Genomic DNA, 18,892 nt, shown 5'->3' on the forward strand with positions numbered 1-18,892 from the left:
GCCCCCCACCTGCGGCATCGTGGGGTGGATCACAGCTTTTGTGGCAGCACGAAAAACGGTCTGAGCCCCCGACGCGAACGCCGGGGGCTCAGACCGTTTGCTGTTATCTGTTAAATGTTGCTACTTCGTCAGGTCCGGACCCGGCGAGGCAACAGCGGCCGGGGTGTCCGCGACCGCGGACTTCTCCACACCGCGGAAGGTGAACTTGGCCTCCTTGCCGTCACCCTCGACACCGACGACCACGATGTGGCCGGCCCGCAGCTCGCCGAAGAGGATCTTCTCGGAGAGGTGGTCCTCGATCTCGCGCTGGATGGTGCGGCGCAGCGGACGGGCACCCAGGATCGGGTCGTAGCCGCGCTTGGCCAGCAGCTTCTTGGCCTCGACGCTGAGCTCCAGGCCCATGTCGCGGTCCTTGAGGCGGCCGTCCACCTTGTCGATCATCAGGTCGACGATCTGGATGATGTCTTCCTCGGACAGCTGGTGGAAGACCACGATGTCGTCGACGCGGTTCAGGAACTCGGGGCGGAAGTGCTGCTTGAGCTCCTCGCCGACCTTCGCCTTCATCCGCTCGTACCCGGTCTGGGTGTCACCCGTGGCCGCGAAGCCCAGGTTGAAGCCCTTGGAGATGTCCCGGGTGCCGAGGTTGGTCGTCATGATGATGACGGTGTTCTTGAAGTCGACCACGCGGCCCTGGGAGTCGGTCAGTCGACCGTCCTCCAGGATCTGCAGCAGCGAGTTGAAGATGTCCGGGTGGGCCTTCTCGACCTCGTCGAAGAGGACGACGGAGAACGGCTTGCGGCGCACCTTCTCGGTCAGCTGCCCGCCCTCCTCGTAGCCCACGTAGCCGGGAGGCGAACCGAAGAGCCGGGAGACGGTGTGCTTCTCCGAGAACTCGGACATGTCGAGCGAGATCAGCGCGTCCTCGTCGCCGAAGAGGAACTCGGCGAGCGTCTTGGACAGCTCGGTCTTACCGACACCGGACGGGCCGGCGAAGATGAACGAGCCGCCGGGGCGCTTCGGGTCCTTGAGGCCCGCACGGGTGCGCCGGATGGCCTGGGAGAGCGCCTTGATGGCGTCCTTCTGGCCGATGACGCGCTTGTGCAGCTCGTCCTCCATGCGCAGCAGCCGGGAGGACTCCTCCTCGGTGAGCTTGAAGACCGGGATGCCGGTGGCGGTGGCCAGGACCTCGGCGATGAGCTCCTCGTCCACCTCCGCGACGACGTCCATGTCGCCGGCCTTCCACTCCTTCTCGCGCTTGGCCTTGGCCTGCAGGAGCTGCTTCTCGTCGTCGCGCAGGGACGCGGCCTTCTCGAAGTCCTGCGCGTCGATCGCGCTCTCCTTCTCGCGGCGCACGTCGGCGATCTTCTCGTCGAACTCGCGCAGGTCCGGCGGCGCGGTCATCCGGCGGATGCGCATCCGGGAGCCGGCCTCGTCGATCAGGTCGATGGCCTTGTCCGGCAGGAAGCGGTCCGAGATGTAGCGGTCGGCCAGGGTGGCGGCGGCGACCAGGGCGGCGTCCGTGATGGAGACCCGGTGGTGGGCCTCGTAGCGGTCGCGCAGGCCCTTGAGGATCTCGATGGTGTGCGGCAGCGACGGCTCGGCGACCTGGATCGGCTGGAAGCGGCGCTCCAGCGCGGCGTCCTTCTCCAGGTGCTTGCGGTACTCGTCCAGCGTGGTGGCACCGATGGTCTGCAGCTCGCCACGGGCCAGCATCGGCTTGAGGATGCTGGCGGCGTCGATGGCGCCCTCGGCGGCGCCCGCGCCGACCAGGGTGTGCAGCTCGTCGATGAACAGGATGATGTCGCCGCGGGTGCGGATCTCCTTGAGCACCTTCTTCAGGCGCTCCTCGAAGTCACCGCGGTAGCGCGAGCCGGCCACCAGGGCGCCCAGGTCCAGCGTGTAGAGCTGCTTGTCCTTGAGCGTCTCCGGGACCTCGCCCTTGACGATCGCCTGGGCCAGGCCCTCGACTACGGCGGTCTTGCCGACGCCGGGCTCACCGATCAGCACGGGGTTGTTCTTGGTGCGGCGGGACAGCACCTGCATGACCCGCTCGATCTCCTTCTCGCGCCCGATGACCGGGTCGAGCTTGGCCTCGCGGGCGGCCTGGGTGAGGTTGCGGCCGAACTGGTCCAGGACCAGCGAGGTCGACGGGGTGCCCTCGGCGGGCCCGCCGGCGGTGGCCGACTCCTTGCCGCCGCCGGTCTGGTAGCCGGAGAGCAGCTGGATGACCTGCTGGCGCACCCGGTTGAGGTCGGCGCCCAGCTTCACCAGGACCTGGGCGGCGACGCCCTCGCCCTCGCGGATCAGGCCGAGCAGGATGTGCTCGGTGCCGATGTAGTTGTGGCCGAGCTGCAGGGCCTCGCGGAGCGACAGCTCCAGGACCTTCTTCGCCCGGGGGGTGAAGGGAATGTGACCGGACGGGGCCTGCTGGCCCTGGCCGATGATCTCCTCGACCTGCTGGCGAACAGCCTCTAGAGAAATCCCGAGGCTCTCCAGGGCCTTAGCGGCGACACCCTCACCCTCGTGGATCAGACCCAGGAGGATGTGCTCGGTGCCGATGTAGTTGTGGTTGAGCATCCGGGCTTCTTCCTGAGCCAGGACGACAACCCGCCGCGCGCGGTCGGTGAACCTCTCGAACATCGTTTATCGCTCCTCAGAGCGGTCGGGCAGTTCGGGGTCGGTCCCCGCCCTGTCCTTCCGCATGCTAGTCCCGCTCAGCGGCGCGGCCCACGGATTCACTCCCCCGTACGGGAGCGACATGCTGCGCGACCAGCCGACACCAATCCCAACCTGATGCTGGGAGACGGTGTTCCCACAGGTGGGCCGGATGCACCAGATACCGCTACGCCATCGGCGAACATCGCCGGACTCGGCGGATCCGGAACGGCCCCCGGCCGGTCGCACGTACTGCCCCGGGCGGGGTCCAGGACCCCGTCCACCTGCATTCATACCCGGTATCGGGGTGGTTCTCGCGCAGTTTCCGCGGTGGCGGTGTTCGCCTGGCGAGAAGTCGGCCGGCGGTGACGGTGGTTCAGCTGCGGCCGCTGTGGCCGGTAGGCCATCCCGGTGGTGCCTGCGTTACCGCTTCGCCCCTACAGCGTTGCACAGCCTGTGATTGTTCCGCCGCCCGGAACGCCGCCCGGAACGCCGCCCGGAACCCTGCCCCGAACGCTGCCCGGAACGCCGGCCGGACCGGTGCCCGCCGCCCGGGCGCGCGCCGCGGGGCGCGGAGGAGGATCCCTCCGCGCCCCGCGCGTGTGCCAGGAACACCGCCGGCCCGCGCCGGCGCCCCGCACCTGATCCGGCGGCGCCGGGGTCAGGCCGCGTTGGCCTTGTCGTAGGCCTCGCGGACGGTGCTCGGCACCCGGCCGCGGTCGTTGACCTCCAGGCCCTGCTCCTTGGCCCACGCGCGGATCTTGGCGGTGTCCGGAGCGCTGCCGGACGGGCGCGGAGCCGTGCCACGGCCCGGGCGGCGGGCGCCGGCGAGCCGGCCGCTCTGCTTGCGGCCCTTCTCCACGTACGGCGCCAGCAGACCGCGGAGCTTGTCCGCGTTGGCGCTCTTCAGATCGATCTCGTAGGCAACGCCGTCGAGCGCGAACGTCACCGTCTCGTCCGCCGAACCACCGTCGAGATCGTCTTCAAGAATGACCTGCACCCTCTGTGCCACGGGCTTCCCTTTCCGCTAAACGACCCATTGCCTAAGGAAAGGAAAGCGCCTTTCAGCGGAAAACACAAACCCCTGAGGGGGTCGGGAGCCGCTCACAGGTGCAGCAGCATGCGCGAGTTGCCCAGAGTGTTGGGCTTCACCCGCTCCAGGTCGAGGAACTCCGCGACACCTTCATCGTACGAGCGGAGAAGTTCTTCATAGACATCCGTAGCGATCGCCGCCGGGTCTGTCGTACCATCATCGGTTTCCTGGACCTCGCCGATCTCGACGAAACCGTGTTTCGCGAAGAAGGGCACCTCGAAGGTCAAGCAGAAAATCCGACGGACGCCCAGCCAGCGCGCGGTCTGCAGCAGCTTCTCCAGCAGCAGGTGTCCGACGCCGTGTCCGCGGCAGGAGGGATCGACGGCGAGCGTACGAACCTCCGCGAGGTCCTCCCACATGACGTGCAGCGCGCCGCAGGCCACCACCGCCCCGTTGTCGTCGCGTTCCGCGACCCAGAACTCCTGGACGGACTCGAACAGTGTGACGGTGGGCTTGTCGAGCAGAATGCCGTCGCGCGAGTAGGCGTCGATGAGCCTGCGCACTGTCCGCACGTCCGTGGTCCGCGCCCGGCGGATGGTGACCTCCATGGCGGGACGTTATCGCGCCGGCCCCGCCCCGGTCTCCCCGGTATCCGCCCCGGGCCCGGCGGAATCCGGCGGGGCCGGATCGGTCGGGAACAGAGCGGCCACCCGCAGCGCGTCCCGCAGCGCCTCCCGTTGCTCGGGCGACATCAGGCCGAAGAAGTGCACCAGGGCGGCCGCCGGATTGTCACTGGTGGCCCAGGCGTCGTTCATCAGGGCCGCCGTGTACGCCTCGCGGGACGAGACCGGTTCATATCGATAGGCCCGGCCGGCGCGCTCCCGGCGCAGCCAGCCCTTTCTGTGGAGCTTGTCCAGGACGGTCATCACCGTGGTGTACGCGATTTCGCGTTCCGACTGCAGATCCAGCAGAACCTCGCGAACCGTGACCGGTCGGTTCCACTGCCACACCCGGGTCATGATGGCGTTCTCAAGTTCGCCGAGTTGCCGGACCATAGTGCGGCCAGGATAGGGAGTGAATGGGGCAAATCTTGTGAAGTGCTGCCAAACCGGCGCGCCGCCACCCCGGGAATCGGGAATGGCGGCGCGCCGGAGTCCGCGGGCGGCTGACGGCGTCAGTCGACCAGGTCCTCCTTGGCCTTCTGGGCCCCGCCCTGGCTGCGGATGATGGCCCGCACCAGGAAGCCGAATCCGATCGCCATGACCAGCGGCGGGACGATCGCGCTGACGTAGTCCATCAGGTCACTCCTCCTCGGTCTTCTCCGCCGCGGTGGCGGCGGACGCCTTGGGCTCCGGCTTGACCAGCGGGAAGAGCACGGTCTCCCGGATGTTCTTGCCGGTGAGCAGCATGATCAGGCGGTCCACCCCGAGGCCGAGGCCGCCGGTGGGCGGCATCGCGTACTCCAGGGCCCGCAGGAAGTCCTCGTCGACCTGCATCGCCTCGACGTCGCCGCCGGCCGCGAGCAGGGACTGCGCGGTCAGGCGGGCACGCTGCTCGACCGGGTCGACCAGCTCGGAGTAGGCCGTGCCGATCTCGGTGCCGAAGATCACCAGGTCCCACTTCTCGGCCACGCCCGCGATCGAGCGGTGCTGGCGGGTGAGCGGGGACACCTCGGTCGGGTAGTCCTTGATGAAGGTCGGCGCGACGGCGTTCTCCTCCAGCAGGCGCTCGACCATCTCCAGCACGATCTGGCCGTGGCCCCACTCCTTCTCGAAGGGGATGCCGTGCTCGGTGGCCAGCTTGCGCAGCTCCTCGACGCCGGTCTCCGGGGTGACCTCGGTGCCCAGGTGGGCGGAGATGCCGGGGTAGACGCTGACCTCGGCCCACGGCTCGGCCAGGTCGATCTCGTGCTCGACGCCGTGCGGGTCCAGGCCGCGGATCACCGTGGTGCCCAGCGCGTCCCGGGCGGCGTTGATGATCGTCGCCCGGATCAGCTCGGCCTGGGTGTCGTAGTCGCCGTAGGCCTCGTACGACTCCAGCGAGGTGAACTCCGGGTTGTGGGTGGAGTCCGCGCCCTCGTTGCGGAAGTTGCGGTTGATCTCGAAGACCTTCTCCGCGCCGCCGACCACCAGCCGCTTGAGGTACAGCTCGGGGGCGATCCGCATGAAGAGGTCGATGTCGTACGCGTTGATGTGGGTCTTGAACGGACGCGCGTTGGCGCCGCCGTGCACCGGCTGGAGCATCGGGGTCTCGACCTCGATGTAGCCGCGCTCCTCGTAGGTGCGGCGGATCGAGCGGACCACCTTGGAGCGCAGGTGCAGGATCTCGCGGGCCTCGGGGTTGACGATCAGGTCGACGTACCGCTGGCGGACCCGGGCCTCCGGGTCGGTCAGGCCCTTGTGCTTGTCCGGCAGCGGGCGCAGGCACTTGGCGGTGAGCGCCCACTTGTCCACCATCACCGACAGCTCGCCGCGGCGGGAGGTGATCACCTCGCCCTCGACGCCGACCTGGTCGCCGAGGTCGATGTCGGACTTCCAGGCCGCCAGCCGCTCCTCGCCCAGCTTGTCCAGGGAGAGCATCACCTGGAGGTCGCCGCTGCCGTCGCGCAGGGTGGCGAAGCAGAGCTTGCCGCCCGTCCGGGAGAGGATCACGCGGCCGGTGATGCCGGCCCGCTCGCCGGTCGCGGTGTCCGGAGCGAGGTCCGGGTGCTTGGCACGGAGGTCCGCGATGGTGCTGGTCCGGGGGAAGCCGACCGGGTACGGGTCGACGCCGGCCGCCCGGAGCCGGTCCAGCTTCTCGCGCCGGACGCGCATCTGCTCGGGAAGGTCGTCGGTCGCGGGGAGGGGGCTCTGATCGCTCACCCCACAAGGGTAGCCAGCCACACACCGTGCTCCGCCACGGGATATCCGCAGCGCGTGCCGCGCCGCACGGCAGAAGGGGGAGAGCGCAGGGCTCTCCCCCTTTCCGTCAGCGCCAGATCACATAGAAGGTCCTACCGGCGTAGGACATCCGGGTGCCGTCCGTACTCACCGCGGTGACGGTTAGGTTCTGAATGCCCCAGTTGTTCGGTACGACGTCGACTGTCGCACCGCCATTGACCGGACGGACGGTCGGCGCCTCGGTGTCGTAGATTCCGGCGAAGCTGTACCTGAAGTACGCCAGCTGGAAGCCGGGCTCGATCTCGTCCGTCGTGGCGGTGAAGGTGAATCGCACCGGTTGGCCCATGTACACCGGGTCCTTGGGCTCCGACATGGTCATGGTGAAGCCGGGATCCTGGCTGGCCCTGAAGTAGCACGGCGCGCTGGCCGGAGAGGTGTGTACCCCGTCGGTGGTGTACGCGTACCAGCTGTACGCGTTGCCCTTGACCACATGGCCCTCGAAGATCAGTGCGTAGACCGGTCGGCCGTCGGGCTGGACCGTGTTGGTCGCGAACGATTTGGTGCCCTCCGGGCCCGTCAAGACGATCTGGGTCCAGACCGGCCCGGTGGCGCCGGGAAGCTTGCCTGCGGTCGCGAAGAGCGGGGAGGCCGAGATGCTCGGGATGAACCAGCGACCGGGGCTGGGTGTGTCACAGCCCGTGTGGTTCATCGACAGCCCGGTCGGGCCGCCCTGGGGTGCGGTGAAGTAGCCGAACACGTCGACCACCACGTCCACCGAGCCGGAGTGGTTGTAGAAGTTGACGTCCCCGGAGCCGTCGACGGGGACGATCACCGTGTTGGCCACGGTCTGCCCCGCCGTGTAGTTCAGGTTCGAGCTGCTCGGCCGCGGGCTCCCGCCCGGGTAGACGTCGAGGTGGCTGGTGGCCGTCGGGCCGGTCGCGGTCACGTTCAGCACGACGGCGCTCACCTTGCCGGCGGGCAGGGCCGGCTCGTCGCCGACGGACCAGCTCAGGATCTCGCCCGGGCCGACCGGGTGGTGACCAGGGTCGCGGGTGTCCAGGACCCGGGCCGGGCCGGCGGAGGTGAAGCCGGAGCCGCTGGGGGCGCCGGTGTAGAAGCCGAACACGTCCACGACCAGGTCGGCCGAGCCGACGTGGTTGTAGAGGTCGACGCTGCCGTCGGCCCCGAGCGGGACGGTGACGAGGTTGGGCACCGTCCGGCCCGCGGTGAAGTTGAGGTTCGAGGTGACCGGCCGGGCGGTGCCGTGCGGGTACACCGTGAGGAAGCTGGAGTCCTCGGTGTCGGTGGCGGTGACGTTGAGCACCACGGCCGTGGCCCCGGCGGCCGGGACGCGGTTGCGCCCGGCGAGCGCGAGGTTGACCGTGGCATCGGTGCCGACCGGCTGCGCGGTGCCGCCCGGACCGGTCGTGCGGGTGTCCAGCGCCCGCGACGGGGTGACGGGCTGGAAGGTCGAGGCGGTCGCCGCGGGGTCGTCCGTGTAGTAGCCGAACAGGTCGGCGATCAGGCTGGCCGAGCCGACGTGGTTGTAGACGTCGACGTACCCGTTGGACACCGGGACGGTGACCAGGTTGGCGACCGTCTGGCCGGGGGTGAAGTTGAGGTTGGACGTCCCGGGCCGGGGCCGGCCGTCGGGGTGCACGGTGACGAAGCTGTTCTCGGTGGTGTCCGTCGCCGTCACGTTCAGGACCACTGCCGTGGCACCGGGCGCGAGCTGTCCGACCGGGAAGCGGAGGGTGCTGTCGCCGCCGAGCGGCCCCTCGGTCGGGACGCCGATGGCGGCCCGGGTGTCCAGGAGCCTGGTGAGGTCCGTCTGGACGAACCGGCCGGGCTGGACGGCGGCGGGCGGGACGGGGTCGCCGGGGGAGACGGCCGGTGCGGCGGACGCCGGCACGGTGACCGCCGCGAGGGCCAGGGTGGTCGCGGCGACCGCGAGGCGCAGCAGTGTGCGCGGCGGTGCCCAGGCCCGGGGCCGCGGCGGGTAGGGGGTGGACCGGTCCATCCATGCTCCAGGGATCGCGAGTCGGCAGATCAGGGAGCGAACGATGGCGGACCGCGCACGGTCCGGCCCGGCCACGGGCATCGTGACCGGTGAAACGAACGAAAGAGTGTTCCTGTAGAGCCCGCCCCCGCCGGAGGCGTACTCCGGCAGCACACAGTCATACCAGCGGGGTGATCATCGGGGTTGCCCTTTGACGATCACTGTTCGGCAACGAAGAGACGAAGAGAGAGGGGCGGTGGGCCGTCGGCCCACCGCCCCTCTCGGCCCTCCCGGTCAGCCGGTGCCGGTGGCGAGTTCCAGTCCCTCCTCCGGCGCGGAGGGGGGAGCGGGGCGGGCCGGAGGCTTGGGGCGGCGGCCGAAGAGCTCGGCGGGGGTGGGCATCCGGTGCGGGCGGGGCGCGGACGCGGGGGTGGCGGGCTGCTCGGTGCCGGCGTCGGTGCTGCTCATCGGAATCCGTCCTCCAACAGGGGTGGGGAGACTGCTCGGGGGTGCGGCGGGGCTCGGTACGGCGACGAGGTGGCGCTGGCCGGTGGTGAGGGCGAGCCGTTCGCGGACGGCGGCCTCGGCCAGTGCGTGGCAGCGGCCGGCCAGCCGCGAGCGGCGGGCCCGCTCGCTCTGGCCGCAGGGCTGGCGGGTCAGGCCGCGCAGCGCGGTGAGGTCCTCGGGCCCCGGGAGGTAGCCGTCGGTCACCGCCTCCTCCAGGCGTTCCAGGTAGCCGCGGGCGCTGCCGGGCAGCGCGGCCCGGTAGCGGCCGAGGTCGGCGAGCAGGAAGGTGCGCAGTCGGCCGCCCTCCTGGACGGCTTCGTCGATCGCCTCGGTCAGGCGCAGGGCCTCCTGGACGTCCTCGGCCCACATGTCCGCGCCCGCGCCGGCGAACGGCAGCCGGTCGGGGGCCTGGAGATGGAGGGGGACGGCAGGGTGCAGGGCTTGGGCGAGGGCGCGGCGCAGCACGCGGACTTCGTCGGCGCTGAAGGCCATGCCGCCGCGCGATCCGTGTGGCGTAGGCATGGGTTGACACTACGTGAGGAATATCCGATTTGTCGGTAACGTCGCGCCGATGCCCCACGTTCGGCCCGCCGAATGCCCGCGGATGTCCCGTGGACGAAGGGCCCGGGCGGGGGCCGGGGCCGTCCGCCCGGCGCCGGACCGGTGCGGCGTCAGCGTCGCAGCGCCTCCGCCGGCTGGATCCGGGCCGCGCGCCAGGCCGGGTAGACGCCGGCCAGCAGGCCGGTGGCGAGGCCGATGACCGGCGCGGCGGCCACCGTCGCGGGGTCGACGACCGGGGTCCAGTCGCGGGCCAGCGCCACGCCGAGCACCGTGAGCACCCCCAGCGAGGTGCCGACCAGGCCGCCGACCAGTCCCAGCGAGGCCGACTCGGCGAGGAACTGGCCGGTGATGTGGCGGCCCCTGGCGCCCAGCGCCCGGCGCAGGCCGATCTCGCCGGTCCGCTCCAGGACGGCGACCAGGGTGGTGTTGGCGATCCCGACGGCGCCGATCACCAGGCAGAGCCCGGCGAGCAGCAGGAAGAGCCGGTCGAGGTCGGAGGTGACGTCGGAGCGCAGTGTGCGCGGGTCCGGGGGCGGCACCGGCTTGAAGTTCTCCGGGTGGGCCGGGTCCAGGGCGAGCGCGGCCTCGTCGGCGATCTGCCGGGCCGCGCCGATCCTGGTGGAGATGACCATCTTCGCCCGGCTCCGGTCGGGCGGGCCCCACAGCCTCTCGGCGGCCCCGCGCGGCACGGTGACGGAGAGCAGCAGGTCGGCCTTGCGGCGGACGTCGCCGACGATCCCGATGACGCTGAACGGCCTGCCGTCCAGGAAGACCGCGGGTTGGGTGTCCAGCGTGGTGATCCCCAGCCGGGCCGCCACCGCGGCGCCGATCACGGCGACCTGCCGGCCGGTGCCGTCGTGCCAGGAGTCGAAGGTCCGGCCCTGGACGAGCTGCGGCTCGGCCGCCGCCAGCACGCCGGCCGAGGCGGCGACCACCGCCACCTGCTCCCCGCCGTTCGGCCGGCCGACCGGCGCGGCCCGGACGGTGCCGGTGGCCTGGTGCACCGGCCAGTAGACGCCGGCCGCCTCGACCCCGTTCAGCCGCTGGATCCGGGCGTCGGCGTCGGAGGGGAAGGAAAGGGCGGTCAGCTCCGGCCGCGGCCCGCCGGTGTCCTCGACGTTCACCTCGGTCGCGGTCAGCACGCTGAACCGGGAGTCGATCCGGGCGGAGGCGGTGGCGGTCAGGCCGAGGACGGCCACGAAGGCGCCGACCCCGAGGACGGTCCCGAGGCCGGTCAGCGTCGAGCGGGCGGGCCGCTGCAGCAGCCCGGCCAGGGCCTCGGAGAGCAGGTCGCGCAGCGGCAGCCGGGACGGCTCGACCACGGGGGTACGACGGCGCAGCCTCATGCCGCGGCCACCTCCCGCAGCACGCCGTCGCGGATCGCCACCGTCCGCCGGCCGCGGGCGGCCACCTGCGGGTCGTGGGTGATCAGCAGGACGGTCAGGCCCCGCGCGTGCAGCTCGTCCAGCAGGGCGAGGACGGACTCCGCGGTGGCGGTGTCCAGGTTGCCGGTCGGCTCGTCGCAGAGCAGCAGCGAGGGCCGTCCGACCAGTGCCCGGGCGATCGCGACCCGTTGCCGCTCGCCGCCGGAGAGCCGGGTCGGCAGGGCGTCCAGTCGGTGGCCCAGGCCCACCTGGACGAGGGCCGCGCGGGCGCGCTCCCGTCGCTCGGCGGCGGCCCGGCGGCCGCGGGCCGCCGTGTACAGCAGGGCGAGGGCGACGTTCTCGGCCGCCGAGCGGTGCGGCAGCAGGTGGAAGGACTGGAAGACGAAGCCGATCCGGCGCCCGCGCAGCGCGGTGCGGTCGCCGTCCGGGAGCGCGCCGGTGTCGATGCCGTCCAGCAGGTACCGGCCGGTGGTGGGGGTGTCCAACAGGCCGGCGAGGTTGAGGAAGGTGGACTTGCCGGAGCCGGACGGCCCGATCACCGTGACGTACTCGCCCGGGGCGACGGCCAGGTCGCAGGGCCTGAGGGCGGCGACCGGGGGCGGCCCCGGGTAGGTCAGGCCGACCTGGCGGAACTCGACGACGGGGGTGCTCACGGGGCGCCCGCCCCGGAGGCGTCCTTCACGCCGACGATCACCTGGTCGCCGGGCCCGACCGCGCCCTCGGTCAGCGGCCGGACCTCCGCGCTGCCGCCGCCGACCGTGCCCGGGGTCACCTCCACCCGGCGGCGCCGCCCGTTCTCGTAGACCGTCACCACGGTCCTGCCGTCGGCCGTCGCGGAGACCGCCGACAGCGGGACGACCAGCACCGGGCCGGCCGAGGAGGCGGCCTGGACGGTGAGGCGGACGTCCTGGCCGGCCAGCTTCGGGTCGAGCGGGGCGTCCGGCTGGACGACCAGCTGGTAGCCGGCCGGCCCGCCTCCCTGACCGCCGCCGGCCTGCTGGCCGGTGCCGCCCTGGGGGCTGCCGGGGGCGGGCTGCTGGCCGTCGCCGGGGGCGTCGGCGACGGCCGCCACCTTGGCGGTGGCCTTGACCCCGGTCACCTCGGAGAGGATCTCGACCGGCTGGCCGGGGTGGACCAGGCCCTTGTCGGAGACGGTCAGCGTGCCCTTGACCACCAGGGCCCCGGCCGAGACGGTCAGCACCCTGCCGCTGACCTCGCCGCCGATCCGGCCGGTGACGGCGTCCACCCGGGCGGGGAAGCCGGAGATGAAGAGCAGTTCGGCGGCCGGGACCATCGGGCCGTCGGCGGCTGTGACGTCGGCGGCCTTCTTCCGGAGCCTGGCGAGGTCCTCGCCGGAGCGGGCCACCTGCTTCTGGGCGGTGTCGACGGCGGTTCGCGCGGCGTCCACCGGGCTCTCGCCGGCGGAGCCCGTGCCCGCGGAGGCCGATCCCGTGCCCGTGGAGCTCGCGCCCGGGCCGGCGGAGCCCGTCACCCCGCCGCCGGGGGGCGGGGTGGCCGGCGTGCCTGCCATGGCCGTCGCGGGGCCCGGGGCCTGGGAGGACTGCTGGGACCGCTGGGCGGCCACCGCGTCGTCGTACCGCTTCCGGGCGGCCTTCAGAGCGTCCTTGGCGTCGGACAGCGCCCGCTCACCGCCGGTCACCGCGTCCTGGGCGGCCGACATCTGGGCGTCCCCGTCCGGGGAGGCCGGCAGCGGGTCGTAGCCGCGCGCCGCGTAGAACGCCGTCACCGCGGTCTTGGTCGCCGCCCCGTAGATGCCCGCAGGGTCGCCGTCCGAGCCGAATCCGAGCTCCTCCAAGGCCTGTTGGAGCTGTCGGACGTCCCGTCCGGTGGCCCCGGGCTTGAGGTCCCGGTAGACCGGGAGGTCGCCCTTGAGCGCGAACACCGGCCGCCCGGCCACCTCCAGCACCGACTGCCCGGCCCGGGCCTGGTCGCCGGCCTTCAGCGGCAGCTTGGTCACCACCGGCCTGACCCCGCCCGCCCCGCCGCCGGCCGGCGCCACGTCCACCGACTGGCCGGCGCTGACCTGCCCGCGGACCACCACCGAGTCGGTCAGCACCCGCTTCTCCACCGGGGCGGTCAGCACGTCCGCCGGCGGCGGCTTGCTCTCCGCCGCCGCCTGCGCGGGCGACTTGATCACCAGTGAGGCGGCCAGTCCGCCGCCGGAGAGGGCCACCGCGGCCGCCACCACGGCCAGCAGCAGCCGCCTGCGCCGCCGCAGCCCGTGGCGCCCGGGCCCGTCCTCCAGCGGCTCCGGCCCATCGGCCGGGGTGTCCCCGGCCGTCACCTCCGGCTCCTCGAACTCCGTCACGCCCCCACCCTCGATCCGGCCGACCGGCCGCGGCCAATCAGGCCTGTATACAACAGTATTGATGAACTGTCAGGACCGTCTCGACCTTGCGGAAGGGCCCCTGGGCCGCCGCGCTCGGCCGGCCTCGCCGTCCCTTGCGGATCCGCGCCCGGGCAGGGGCGTTCCGCGGGGAGGAGGCGCCGTACCCGTACGAGCGGCGGTCATGGAACAGGCGGGCCCCGACCGGTGGCAGCGGCCGTGCCGGCCCGCCGGCCGAACCGGCCGCGCCGGAGATCCTCCGGACGTCTGTAACATCCCCGGCCCGCCGCCGGTCATCTAGGTGTAGGGGAAAACGAGGCAGGGGAGCCCGGCAGATGGCACGAGAAGGTCAGCTTCGGACGGCAGGAGTCCAGGGCCGGGACGAGGACTTCCGGGCCTTCGCGGCGGCCCGTACCCCGCACCTGTACCGCACCGCCTGCCTCCTCACCGGCGGGGACACCCACCTGGCGGAGGACCTGGTCCAGGAGACCCTCGGGCGGATCTACGCCCAGTGGCACCGCACCTCCTGGTTCGTCCCGCGCGCCCGGATCGACAACCCGGCGGGGTACGCGCACACCGTGCTGGTGCGCGCCTTCCTCTCGCACCGCAGCCGGCGCAGCAGCGGCGAGCAGCCCGTCGACGCCGTCCCGGACGGTGCCGCCCGGGAGAGTGACCCGGCACTGCGGCTGACCCTGGTCGACGCCCTCGGCCGGCTCCCGCCGCGTGACCGGGCGGTGCTGGTCCTGCGCTACTGGGAGGACCGCAGCGTCGAGGAGACCTCCGAGATCCTTCGCAGCAGTTCGGGCGCGGTCCGCACCCGGACGGTACGGGCGCTCGACCGGATCCGCGCCGTACTCGGCGACAGCCTCGGCGAGCTCGCCGGGCGTTGAGCCGGCCGCCCCCACGCACATCCGACCGACCGACCTGAAACGGTGGTTCAGCATGCCCGCAAACCGGGATCTTCCCGACACCCAGTACGAGCAGGACTTCGCCGCGGCGATCACAAGCGCGGGGGAGACATTCCAGACCGAGACCACCTCGCTGGTCGACACCGGCTGGGCGTACGGCCGCCGGCTGCGCCGCCGCCGGCGGGCGTCGGTCCTGGCCGGTGCCGCCGCGCTGGCGCTGATCGGGGTCGGCGGCGTGGCCGCCGGCGGTCTGACCGGCGGTGGCGGTGGCGGGGGCCTCGGCCCGGCCGCCGCCGCCTCGGCCGCACCGGTCTCCGGCCAGGAGTTCCTCGGCATGCTGACCGGCCTGCTGCCGGCCGGAAAGGTCGTCGAGGTCGGTGAGGCCAGGGGGACCGAGGGCGGCAGCCCGCAGCTGCGGCTGACCTACGACGACGGGCAGGGCGTGGTGCAGTACCTGTTCTGGATCACCCGCGCCGTGAAGGTCGCGGACGGCGGCTGCGAGCACACCGTCGCACCCGACGTCTGCGCCGAGACCACCGCGGCGGACGGGTCACGCGTCGTGCTCTACCAGGCAGGGACGCGGTCCGGCGAGCCGGCCGGATCGAAGACCTGGTCCGCCTCGTTGTACTCGAAGAACGGCTACCAGCTGATGCTCCAGGAGTGGAACCGCAAGCCGCTGGAGAAGGACTCCCCCGTCACCAGGGCCGATCCGCCGCTGACCACCGACCGGATGGCCGCGGTGGTGACCGACAAGCGCTGGGAGCGGGTGGCCGCCGCGATCCCGGGGGAGAAGCAGCCCTACGTGACGACCACCATCCCGGGGCCGGACGGCGGCCCGGGCATCGTCGTGACCCACGAGAGCGGCCGGCCGCTGCCCTCCGACATGGTGTCCGCAATGGTCGAGGACGCGAAGCGGAAGGGCCCGGCCACCCCGGTCCCGGGGGCCGGCGCGACGGTGCCCCAGCCGCCGCTCCCGAAGCCGGACGGCGCCACCCCGCCCGCCGGTTCGGTGACGCTCCCGGCCACCCCGCCGGCCGGTCTGGTGACGGCCCAGGCCACCCCGCAGAGCGGTCCGGTGACGGCCCAGGCCTCGCCGCCGGCCGCTCCCTGACGCGGCGTCCGCCGGGCTCAGCTCGGGCGGTTGCGCTCGTAGACCAGGCGCAGGCCGATCAGGGTCAGCCAGGGCTCGTGCACGTCGATGGTGCCGGCCTCGCCGAGGACCAGCGGGGCCAGCCCGCCGGTGGCGATGACCTGGACGTCGTCCGGGTCCTTGGCGAGCTCCCGGGCCATCCGGTCGACCAGGCCGTCGACCTGGCCGGCGAAGCCGTAGAGGATGCCGGACTGCATGCCCTCGACGGTGTTCTTGCCGATCACGTTGCGCGGCCGGGCCAGCTCGATCTTGCGCAGCTGGGCGCCGCGCGCGCCGAGCGCCTCCACGGAGATCTCGATGCCGGGGGCGATCGCCCCGCCGACGTAGTCGCCGCGGGCGTTGATCGCGTCGAAGGTGGTGGCGGTGCCGAAGTCGACCACGATGCACGGGCCGCCGTACAGGTGGTTGGCGGCCAGCGCGTTGACGATCCGGTCGGCGCCGACCTCCTTGGGGTGGTCCATCAGGACGTGCACGCCCGTCTTCACCCCGGGCTCCACGATCACCGCGGGGACGTCACCGTAGTAACGGCGCGTCACCTCGCGGAACTCGTGGAGCACCGAGGGGACGGACGAGCAGATCGCCAGGCCCTCCACCGCGGCCTCGTTGACCGCGGTGTGCGAGCCCATCAGCCCCTGCAGGAGGACCGCCAGCTCGTCGGCCGTGCGGCGCGGATCGGTGGAGATCCGCCAGTGCTCGGCCACTTCCTCGCCGTCGAACAGGCCGAGTGTGGTCTGGGTGTTGCCGACGTCGATGGTGAGCAGCATGGGTGCCTTCTGCGTGAGGGGCGATCAGGTGATCAGGCGCGCAGGTCGAGGCCGATGTCCAGGATCGGCGAGGAGTGGGTGAGCGCGCCCACGGCCAGGTAGTCCACACCAGTCTGGGCGACCTCGTGCGCGGAGGCCAGGGTCAGGCCGCCGGAAGCCTCCAGCCGGGCGCGGCCGGCCACCAGCTCGACGGCCTCCTTGAGCTGCGGGACGGTGAAGTTGTCCAGCAGGATGAGGTCGGCCCCGGCGTCCAGCACCGGCGGGATCTGCTCCAGGGTGTCCACCTCGACCTCGACCGGCAGGTCGGGGTAGGCGGCCCGGACGGCCCGGAACGCCTCGGCGACGCCGCCGGCCGCGATCACGTGGTTGTCCTTGACCAGGGCGGCGTCGGAGAGCGCCATCCGGTGGTTGGCGCCGCCGCCGCAGCGGACCGCGTACTTCTGCAGCGCCCGCAGGCCCGGGGTGGTCTTGCGGGTGTCGCGGACCACCGCGCCGGTGCCCTCCAGGGCGTCCGCCCAGGCGCGGGTGGCGGTGGCGATGCCGGAGAGGTGGCAGAGCAGGTTGAGCGCGCTGCGCTCGGCGGTCAGCAGGTCGCGGGTGCGGCTGCGGACGGAGAGCAGCACCTGGCCGGCCTCGACCCGGTCACCGTCCTGGACGTGCCGCTCGACCTCGAACTCCTCCTCGCAGACCAGCGAGACGACGGCCTCGGCGATCCGCAGGCCGGCCACCACGCCGGCCTCGCGGGCGGTGAAGTCGGCGGTGGCGACGGCCTCGGCCGGCACGGTGGCGACGGAGGTGACGTCCTCGCCGCCGGCCAGGTCCTCGGCCAGCGCCAGGGTGGCGATGTCCTCGACCTCGATCGGGTCCAGCCCGGCCTCCTCCAGCAGCTCGGCGAGCTGCGGGTCCAGGCCGGTCTCGTAGCCCTCGCCGTCCCCGCACGCGCAGCCGTCGCCGCAGCCGCCGGCCATCGGGAGTTCCTCGTGGGAGTGGGTCATGGTTCTACTGCTCCTCAGGGGTGCTGACAAGGTCGCCGGAGGCGGTGAGGGTGGTGATCAGGTGGCGCTGCCAATGGGCGTCGTCCCGCTCGGGGAAGTCCTCGCGCCAGTGGCAGCCGCGGGTCTCGGCCCGCTGCGCGGCGGCCGTGACCAGGGCGGTGGCGACCAGCAGTAGGTTGGCGGCCTCCCAGGTCTCCACCCGGGGGTCGGCCGGCTTCTCCTCGGCGACGTCCGCGGACGCGCCCCCGGCCCGGCGGCTGTGAGCTGCCCCTCGCCCGGCGAGCAGGGCGAGCCCGGCGGCGGTGTCGGCCATCGACGCGGCCGAGCGCAGCACGCCGGCGCCGCGCGACATCAGCCGCTGGATCTCGGCGCGCGCCTCGGGCGCGGGCAGCGGCACCGCGTGCGCGGCGCGGGCGGCCGCGACGTCCACCGACCGCTCGGGCAGGTCGCCCGTGCGGTGCAGGCCGGTCAGGTCGGCGGCGATCCGCTCGGCGAAGACCAGGCCCTCCAGCAGCGAGTTGGACGCCAGCCGGTTGGCGCCGTGCACCCCGGTGCAGGCCACCTCGCCGCAGGCGTACAGGCCCGGGACGGTGGTGCGGCCGTGCAGGTCGGTGCGGATGCCGCCGGAGGCGTAGTGCGCGGCCGGGGCGACCGGGACCGGCTCGGTGACCGGGTCGACGCCGTGCGCGCGGCAGGAGGCGAGGATGGTCGGGAACCGCTGCTCCCACATCTCGGCGCCGAAGTGCCGCCCGTCCAGGTACATGTGGTCGGTGCCCTGCAGCTGCATCTGACGGGTGATCGCCTTGGCGACGATGTCGCGCGGGGCCAGCTCCGCCAGCTCGTGCTGACCGAGCATGAACCGGGTCCCGGCCGCGTCGACCAGGTGCGCGCCCTCGCCGCGGACCGCCTCGGAGACCAGCGGCTGCTGGCCCTCGGCCTCCGGGCCGAGCCAGAGCACGGTCGGGTGGAACTGGACGAACTCCAGGTCGGTGACCTCGGCGCCGGCCCGCAGCGCGAGCGCGACGCCGTCGCCGGTGGAGACCGCCGGGTTGGTGGTCGCCGAGAAGACCTGGCCCATGCCGCCGGTGGCGAGCACCACCGCGCGGGCCCGGATGGCGCCGACGCCGTCGCGCTGGCCCTCGCCCATCACGTGCAGGGTCAGGCCGGCCGCGTGGCCGTCGGCGTCGGTCAGCAGGTCGAGGACGAGCGCGTGCTCGATCAGCTCCAGGCCCGGGTCGCTGCGCACGGCGGCCACCAGCGCGCGCGATATCTCGGCGCCGGTGGCGTCCCCGCCCGCGTGCGCGATCCGGCGCCGGTGGTGGCCGCCCTCGCGGGTGAGCAGGATCTCGCCGTCCTCGCCGCGGTCGAAGGCGGCGCCGGTGGCGATCAGGTGGCGGACGGCCTCCGGGCCCTCGGTGACGAGGGTCCGCACGGCCTCCTCCTCACAGAGCCCGGCGCCCGCCACCAGGGTGTCGTCCAGGTGCTGCTCGGGGGTGTCGCCCTCGCCCAGGGCGGCGGCGATGCCGCCCTGGGCCCAGCGGGTGGAGCCGTCGTCGAGCATCGCCTTGGTGACCACCACGGCCCGCAGGCCGGCCTTGCGGACGTTGAGGGCGACGGTGAGGCCGGCCACGCCGGAGCCCACCACGACGACGTCGGTGGTGGTCGTCCAGCCGGGGGCGGGGGCGGCGAGGCGGTGCGTGACGGACATG

16 protein-coding genes are annotated in these 18,892 nt (G+C 72.8%); 2 read left to right on the top strand and 14 right to left on the bottom strand.

Annotated elements, in window-relative coordinates:
* Positions 1–120: 120 nt before the first annotated feature.
* The 11 genes from ACZ3YO_RS11420 to ACZ3YO_RS11470 form a co-directional block, all read right to left on the bottom strand.
* Positions 121–2,640, bottom strand: a complete 2,520-nt coding sequence (locus tag ACZ3YO_RS11420; protein ID WP_465567876.1) for an ATP-dependent Clp protease ATP-binding subunit — start codon at positions 2,638–2,640, stop codon at positions 121–123.
* Between the two features lie 676 nt (positions 2,641–3,316).
* Positions 3,317–3,667 carry a histone-like nucleoid-structuring protein Lsr2 gene (locus tag ACZ3YO_RS11425; RefSeq protein ID WP_396321894.1) on the bottom strand — a complete coding sequence of 117 codons (351 nt, stop codon included), beginning with the start codon at positions 3,665–3,667 and terminating at the stop codon, positions 3,317–3,319.
* Between the two features lie 92 nt (positions 3,668–3,759).
* Complete coding sequence (locus ACZ3YO_RS11430; RefSeq protein WP_396321893.1) at positions 3,760–4,296, bottom strand: amino-acid N-acetyltransferase; 537 nt, start codon at positions 4,294–4,296, stop codon at positions 3,760–3,762.
* A gap of 9 nt (positions 4,297–4,305) precedes the next feature.
* Entirely contained in the window at positions 4,306–4,743 is a 438-nt protein-coding gene (locus ACZ3YO_RS11435) for a BlaI/MecI/CopY family transcriptional regulator (protein ID WP_465567881.1), read from the bottom strand.
* A gap of 119 nt (positions 4,744–4,862) precedes the next feature.
* Complete coding sequence (locus ACZ3YO_RS11440) at positions 4,863–4,985, bottom strand: hypothetical protein (protein WP_256463529.1); 123 nt, start codon at positions 4,983–4,985, stop codon at positions 4,863–4,865.
* A gap of 4 nt (positions 4,986–4,989) precedes the next feature.
* Positions 4,990–6,594, bottom strand: a complete 1,605-nt coding sequence (lysX, locus tag ACZ3YO_RS11445; protein ID WP_465568061.1) for a bifunctional lysylphosphatidylglycerol synthetase/lysine--tRNA ligase LysX — start codon at positions 6,592–6,594, stop codon at positions 4,990–4,992.
* Positions 6,595–6,655: 61 nt separating this feature from the next.
* The gene (locus ACZ3YO_RS11450; protein ID WP_465567884.1) at positions 6,656–8,587 is read right to left on the bottom strand and encodes a hypothetical protein; all 1,932 of its coding nucleotides are present in this window, start codon (positions 8,585–8,587) and stop codon (positions 6,656–6,658) included.
* A gap of 273 nt (positions 8,588–8,860) precedes the next feature.
* Entirely contained in the window at positions 8,861–9,595 is a 735-nt protein-coding gene (locus tag ACZ3YO_RS11455; RefSeq protein WP_465567887.1) for a hypothetical protein, read from the bottom strand.
* A 149-nt stretch (positions 9,596–9,744) separates the two neighbouring features.
* Positions 9,745–10,980 (bottom strand): ABC transporter permease, encoded by a 1,236-nt coding sequence (locus ACZ3YO_RS11460; RefSeq protein ID WP_465567890.1) that lies wholly within the window; start codon positions 10,978–10,980, stop codon positions 9,745–9,747.
* Positions 10,977–11,672 (bottom strand): ABC transporter ATP-binding protein, encoded by a 696-nt coding sequence (locus ACZ3YO_RS11465; protein WP_465567893.1) that lies wholly within the window; start codon positions 11,670–11,672, stop codon positions 10,977–10,979. The genes ACZ3YO_RS11460 and ACZ3YO_RS11465 overlap by 4 nt, the downstream gene beginning before the upstream one ends.
* Positions 11,669–13,348, bottom strand: coding sequence for a peptidoglycan-binding protein (locus ACZ3YO_RS11470; protein ID WP_465567896.1), 1,680 nt, complete (start codon positions 13,346–13,348; stop codon positions 11,669–11,671). Before ACZ3YO_RS11470 ends, ACZ3YO_RS11465 begins: the two co-directional genes overlap by 4 nt.
* A 353-nt stretch (positions 13,349–13,701) precedes the next feature.
* Between ACZ3YO_RS11470 and ACZ3YO_RS11475 the strand changes: the two genes are divergently transcribed.
* Both ACZ3YO_RS11475 and ACZ3YO_RS11480 read left to right on the top strand, forming a co-directional pair.
* Positions 13,702–14,256, top strand: coding sequence for a SigE family RNA polymerase sigma factor (locus tag ACZ3YO_RS11475; protein WP_465548420.1), 555 nt, complete (start codon positions 13,702–13,704; stop codon positions 14,254–14,256).
* 52 nt (positions 14,257–14,308) lie between these two features.
* A complete protein-coding gene (locus ACZ3YO_RS11480; protein ID WP_465567900.1) occupies positions 14,309–15,385 on the top strand; it encodes a hypothetical protein in 1,077 nt (358 codons plus the stop codon).
* A gap of 17 nt (positions 15,386–15,402) precedes the next feature.
* Here ACZ3YO_RS11480 and ACZ3YO_RS11485 read toward each other — a convergent pair whose 3' ends face one another.
* Genes ACZ3YO_RS11485 through ACZ3YO_RS11495 form a run of 3 tightly spaced genes read right to left on the bottom strand, consistent with a single transcriptional unit; the run spans position 15,403 to position 18,891 of the window.
* Entirely contained in the window at positions 15,403–16,188 is a 786-nt protein-coding gene (locus ACZ3YO_RS11485; protein ID WP_465548422.1) for a type III pantothenate kinase, read from the bottom strand.
* Between the two features lie 32 nt (positions 16,189–16,220).
* The gene (gene nadC, locus ACZ3YO_RS11490) at positions 16,221–17,183 is read right to left on the bottom strand and encodes a carboxylating nicotinate-nucleotide diphosphorylase (RefSeq protein WP_396321883.1); all 963 of its coding nucleotides are present in this window, start codon (positions 17,181–17,183) and stop codon (positions 16,221–16,223) included.
* A 4-nt stretch (positions 17,184–17,187) separates the two neighbouring features.
* A complete protein-coding gene (locus ACZ3YO_RS11495) occupies positions 17,188–18,891 on the bottom strand; it encodes an L-aspartate oxidase (protein WP_465567903.1) in 1,704 nt (567 codons plus the stop codon).
* Position 18,892 lies beyond the last annotated feature (1 nt).

The organism is Kitasatospora sp. NPDC022785 (genome assembly GCF_055561295.1).

Coding starts and splice junctions, on each gene's coding strand:
- ACZ3YO_RS11480 (WP_465567900.1), top strand. CDS start 14,309: ATGCCCGCAAACCGGGATCTTCCCGACACCCAGTACGAGCAGGACTTC.
- ACZ3YO_RS11430 (WP_396321893.1), bottom strand. CDS start 4,296: ATGGAGGTCACCATCCGCCGGGCGCGGACCACGGACGTGCGGACAGTG.
- ACZ3YO_RS11455 (WP_465567887.1), bottom strand. CDS start 9,595: ATGCCTACGCCACACGGATCGCGCGGCGGCATGGCCTTCAGCGCCGAC.
- ACZ3YO_RS11420 (WP_465567876.1), bottom strand. CDS start 2,640: ATGTTCGAGAGGTTCACCGACCGCGCGCGGCGGGTTGTCGTCCTGGCT.
- ACZ3YO_RS11440 (WP_256463529.1), bottom strand. CDS start 4,985: ATGGACTACGTCAGCGCGATCGTCCCGCCGCTGGTCATGGCGATCGGA.
- ACZ3YO_RS11495 (WP_465567903.1), bottom strand. CDS start 18,891: ATGTCCGTCACGCACCGCCTCGCCGCCCCCGCCCCCGGCTGGACGACC.
- ACZ3YO_RS11475 (WP_465548420.1), top strand. CDS start 13,702: ATGGCACGAGAAGGTCAGCTTCGGACGGCAGGAGTCCAGGGCCGGGAC.
- ACZ3YO_RS11450 (WP_465567884.1), bottom strand. CDS start 8,587: ATGGACCGGTCCACCCCCTACCCGCCGCGGCCCCGGGCCTGGGCACCG.
- ACZ3YO_RS11485 (WP_465548422.1), bottom strand. CDS start 16,188: ATGCTGCTCACCATCGACGTCGGCAACACCCAGACCACACTCGGCCTG.
- ACZ3YO_RS11460 (WP_465567890.1), bottom strand. CDS start 10,980: ATGAGGCTGCGCCGTCGTACCCCCGTGGTCGAGCCGTCCCGGCTGCCG.
- ACZ3YO_RS11435 (WP_465567881.1), bottom strand. CDS start 4,743: ATGGTCCGGCAACTCGGCGAACTTGAGAACGCCATCATGACCCGGGTG.
- nadC (WP_396321883.1), bottom strand. CDS start 17,183: ATGACCCACTCCCACGAGGAACTCCCGATGGCCGGCGGCTGCGGCGAC.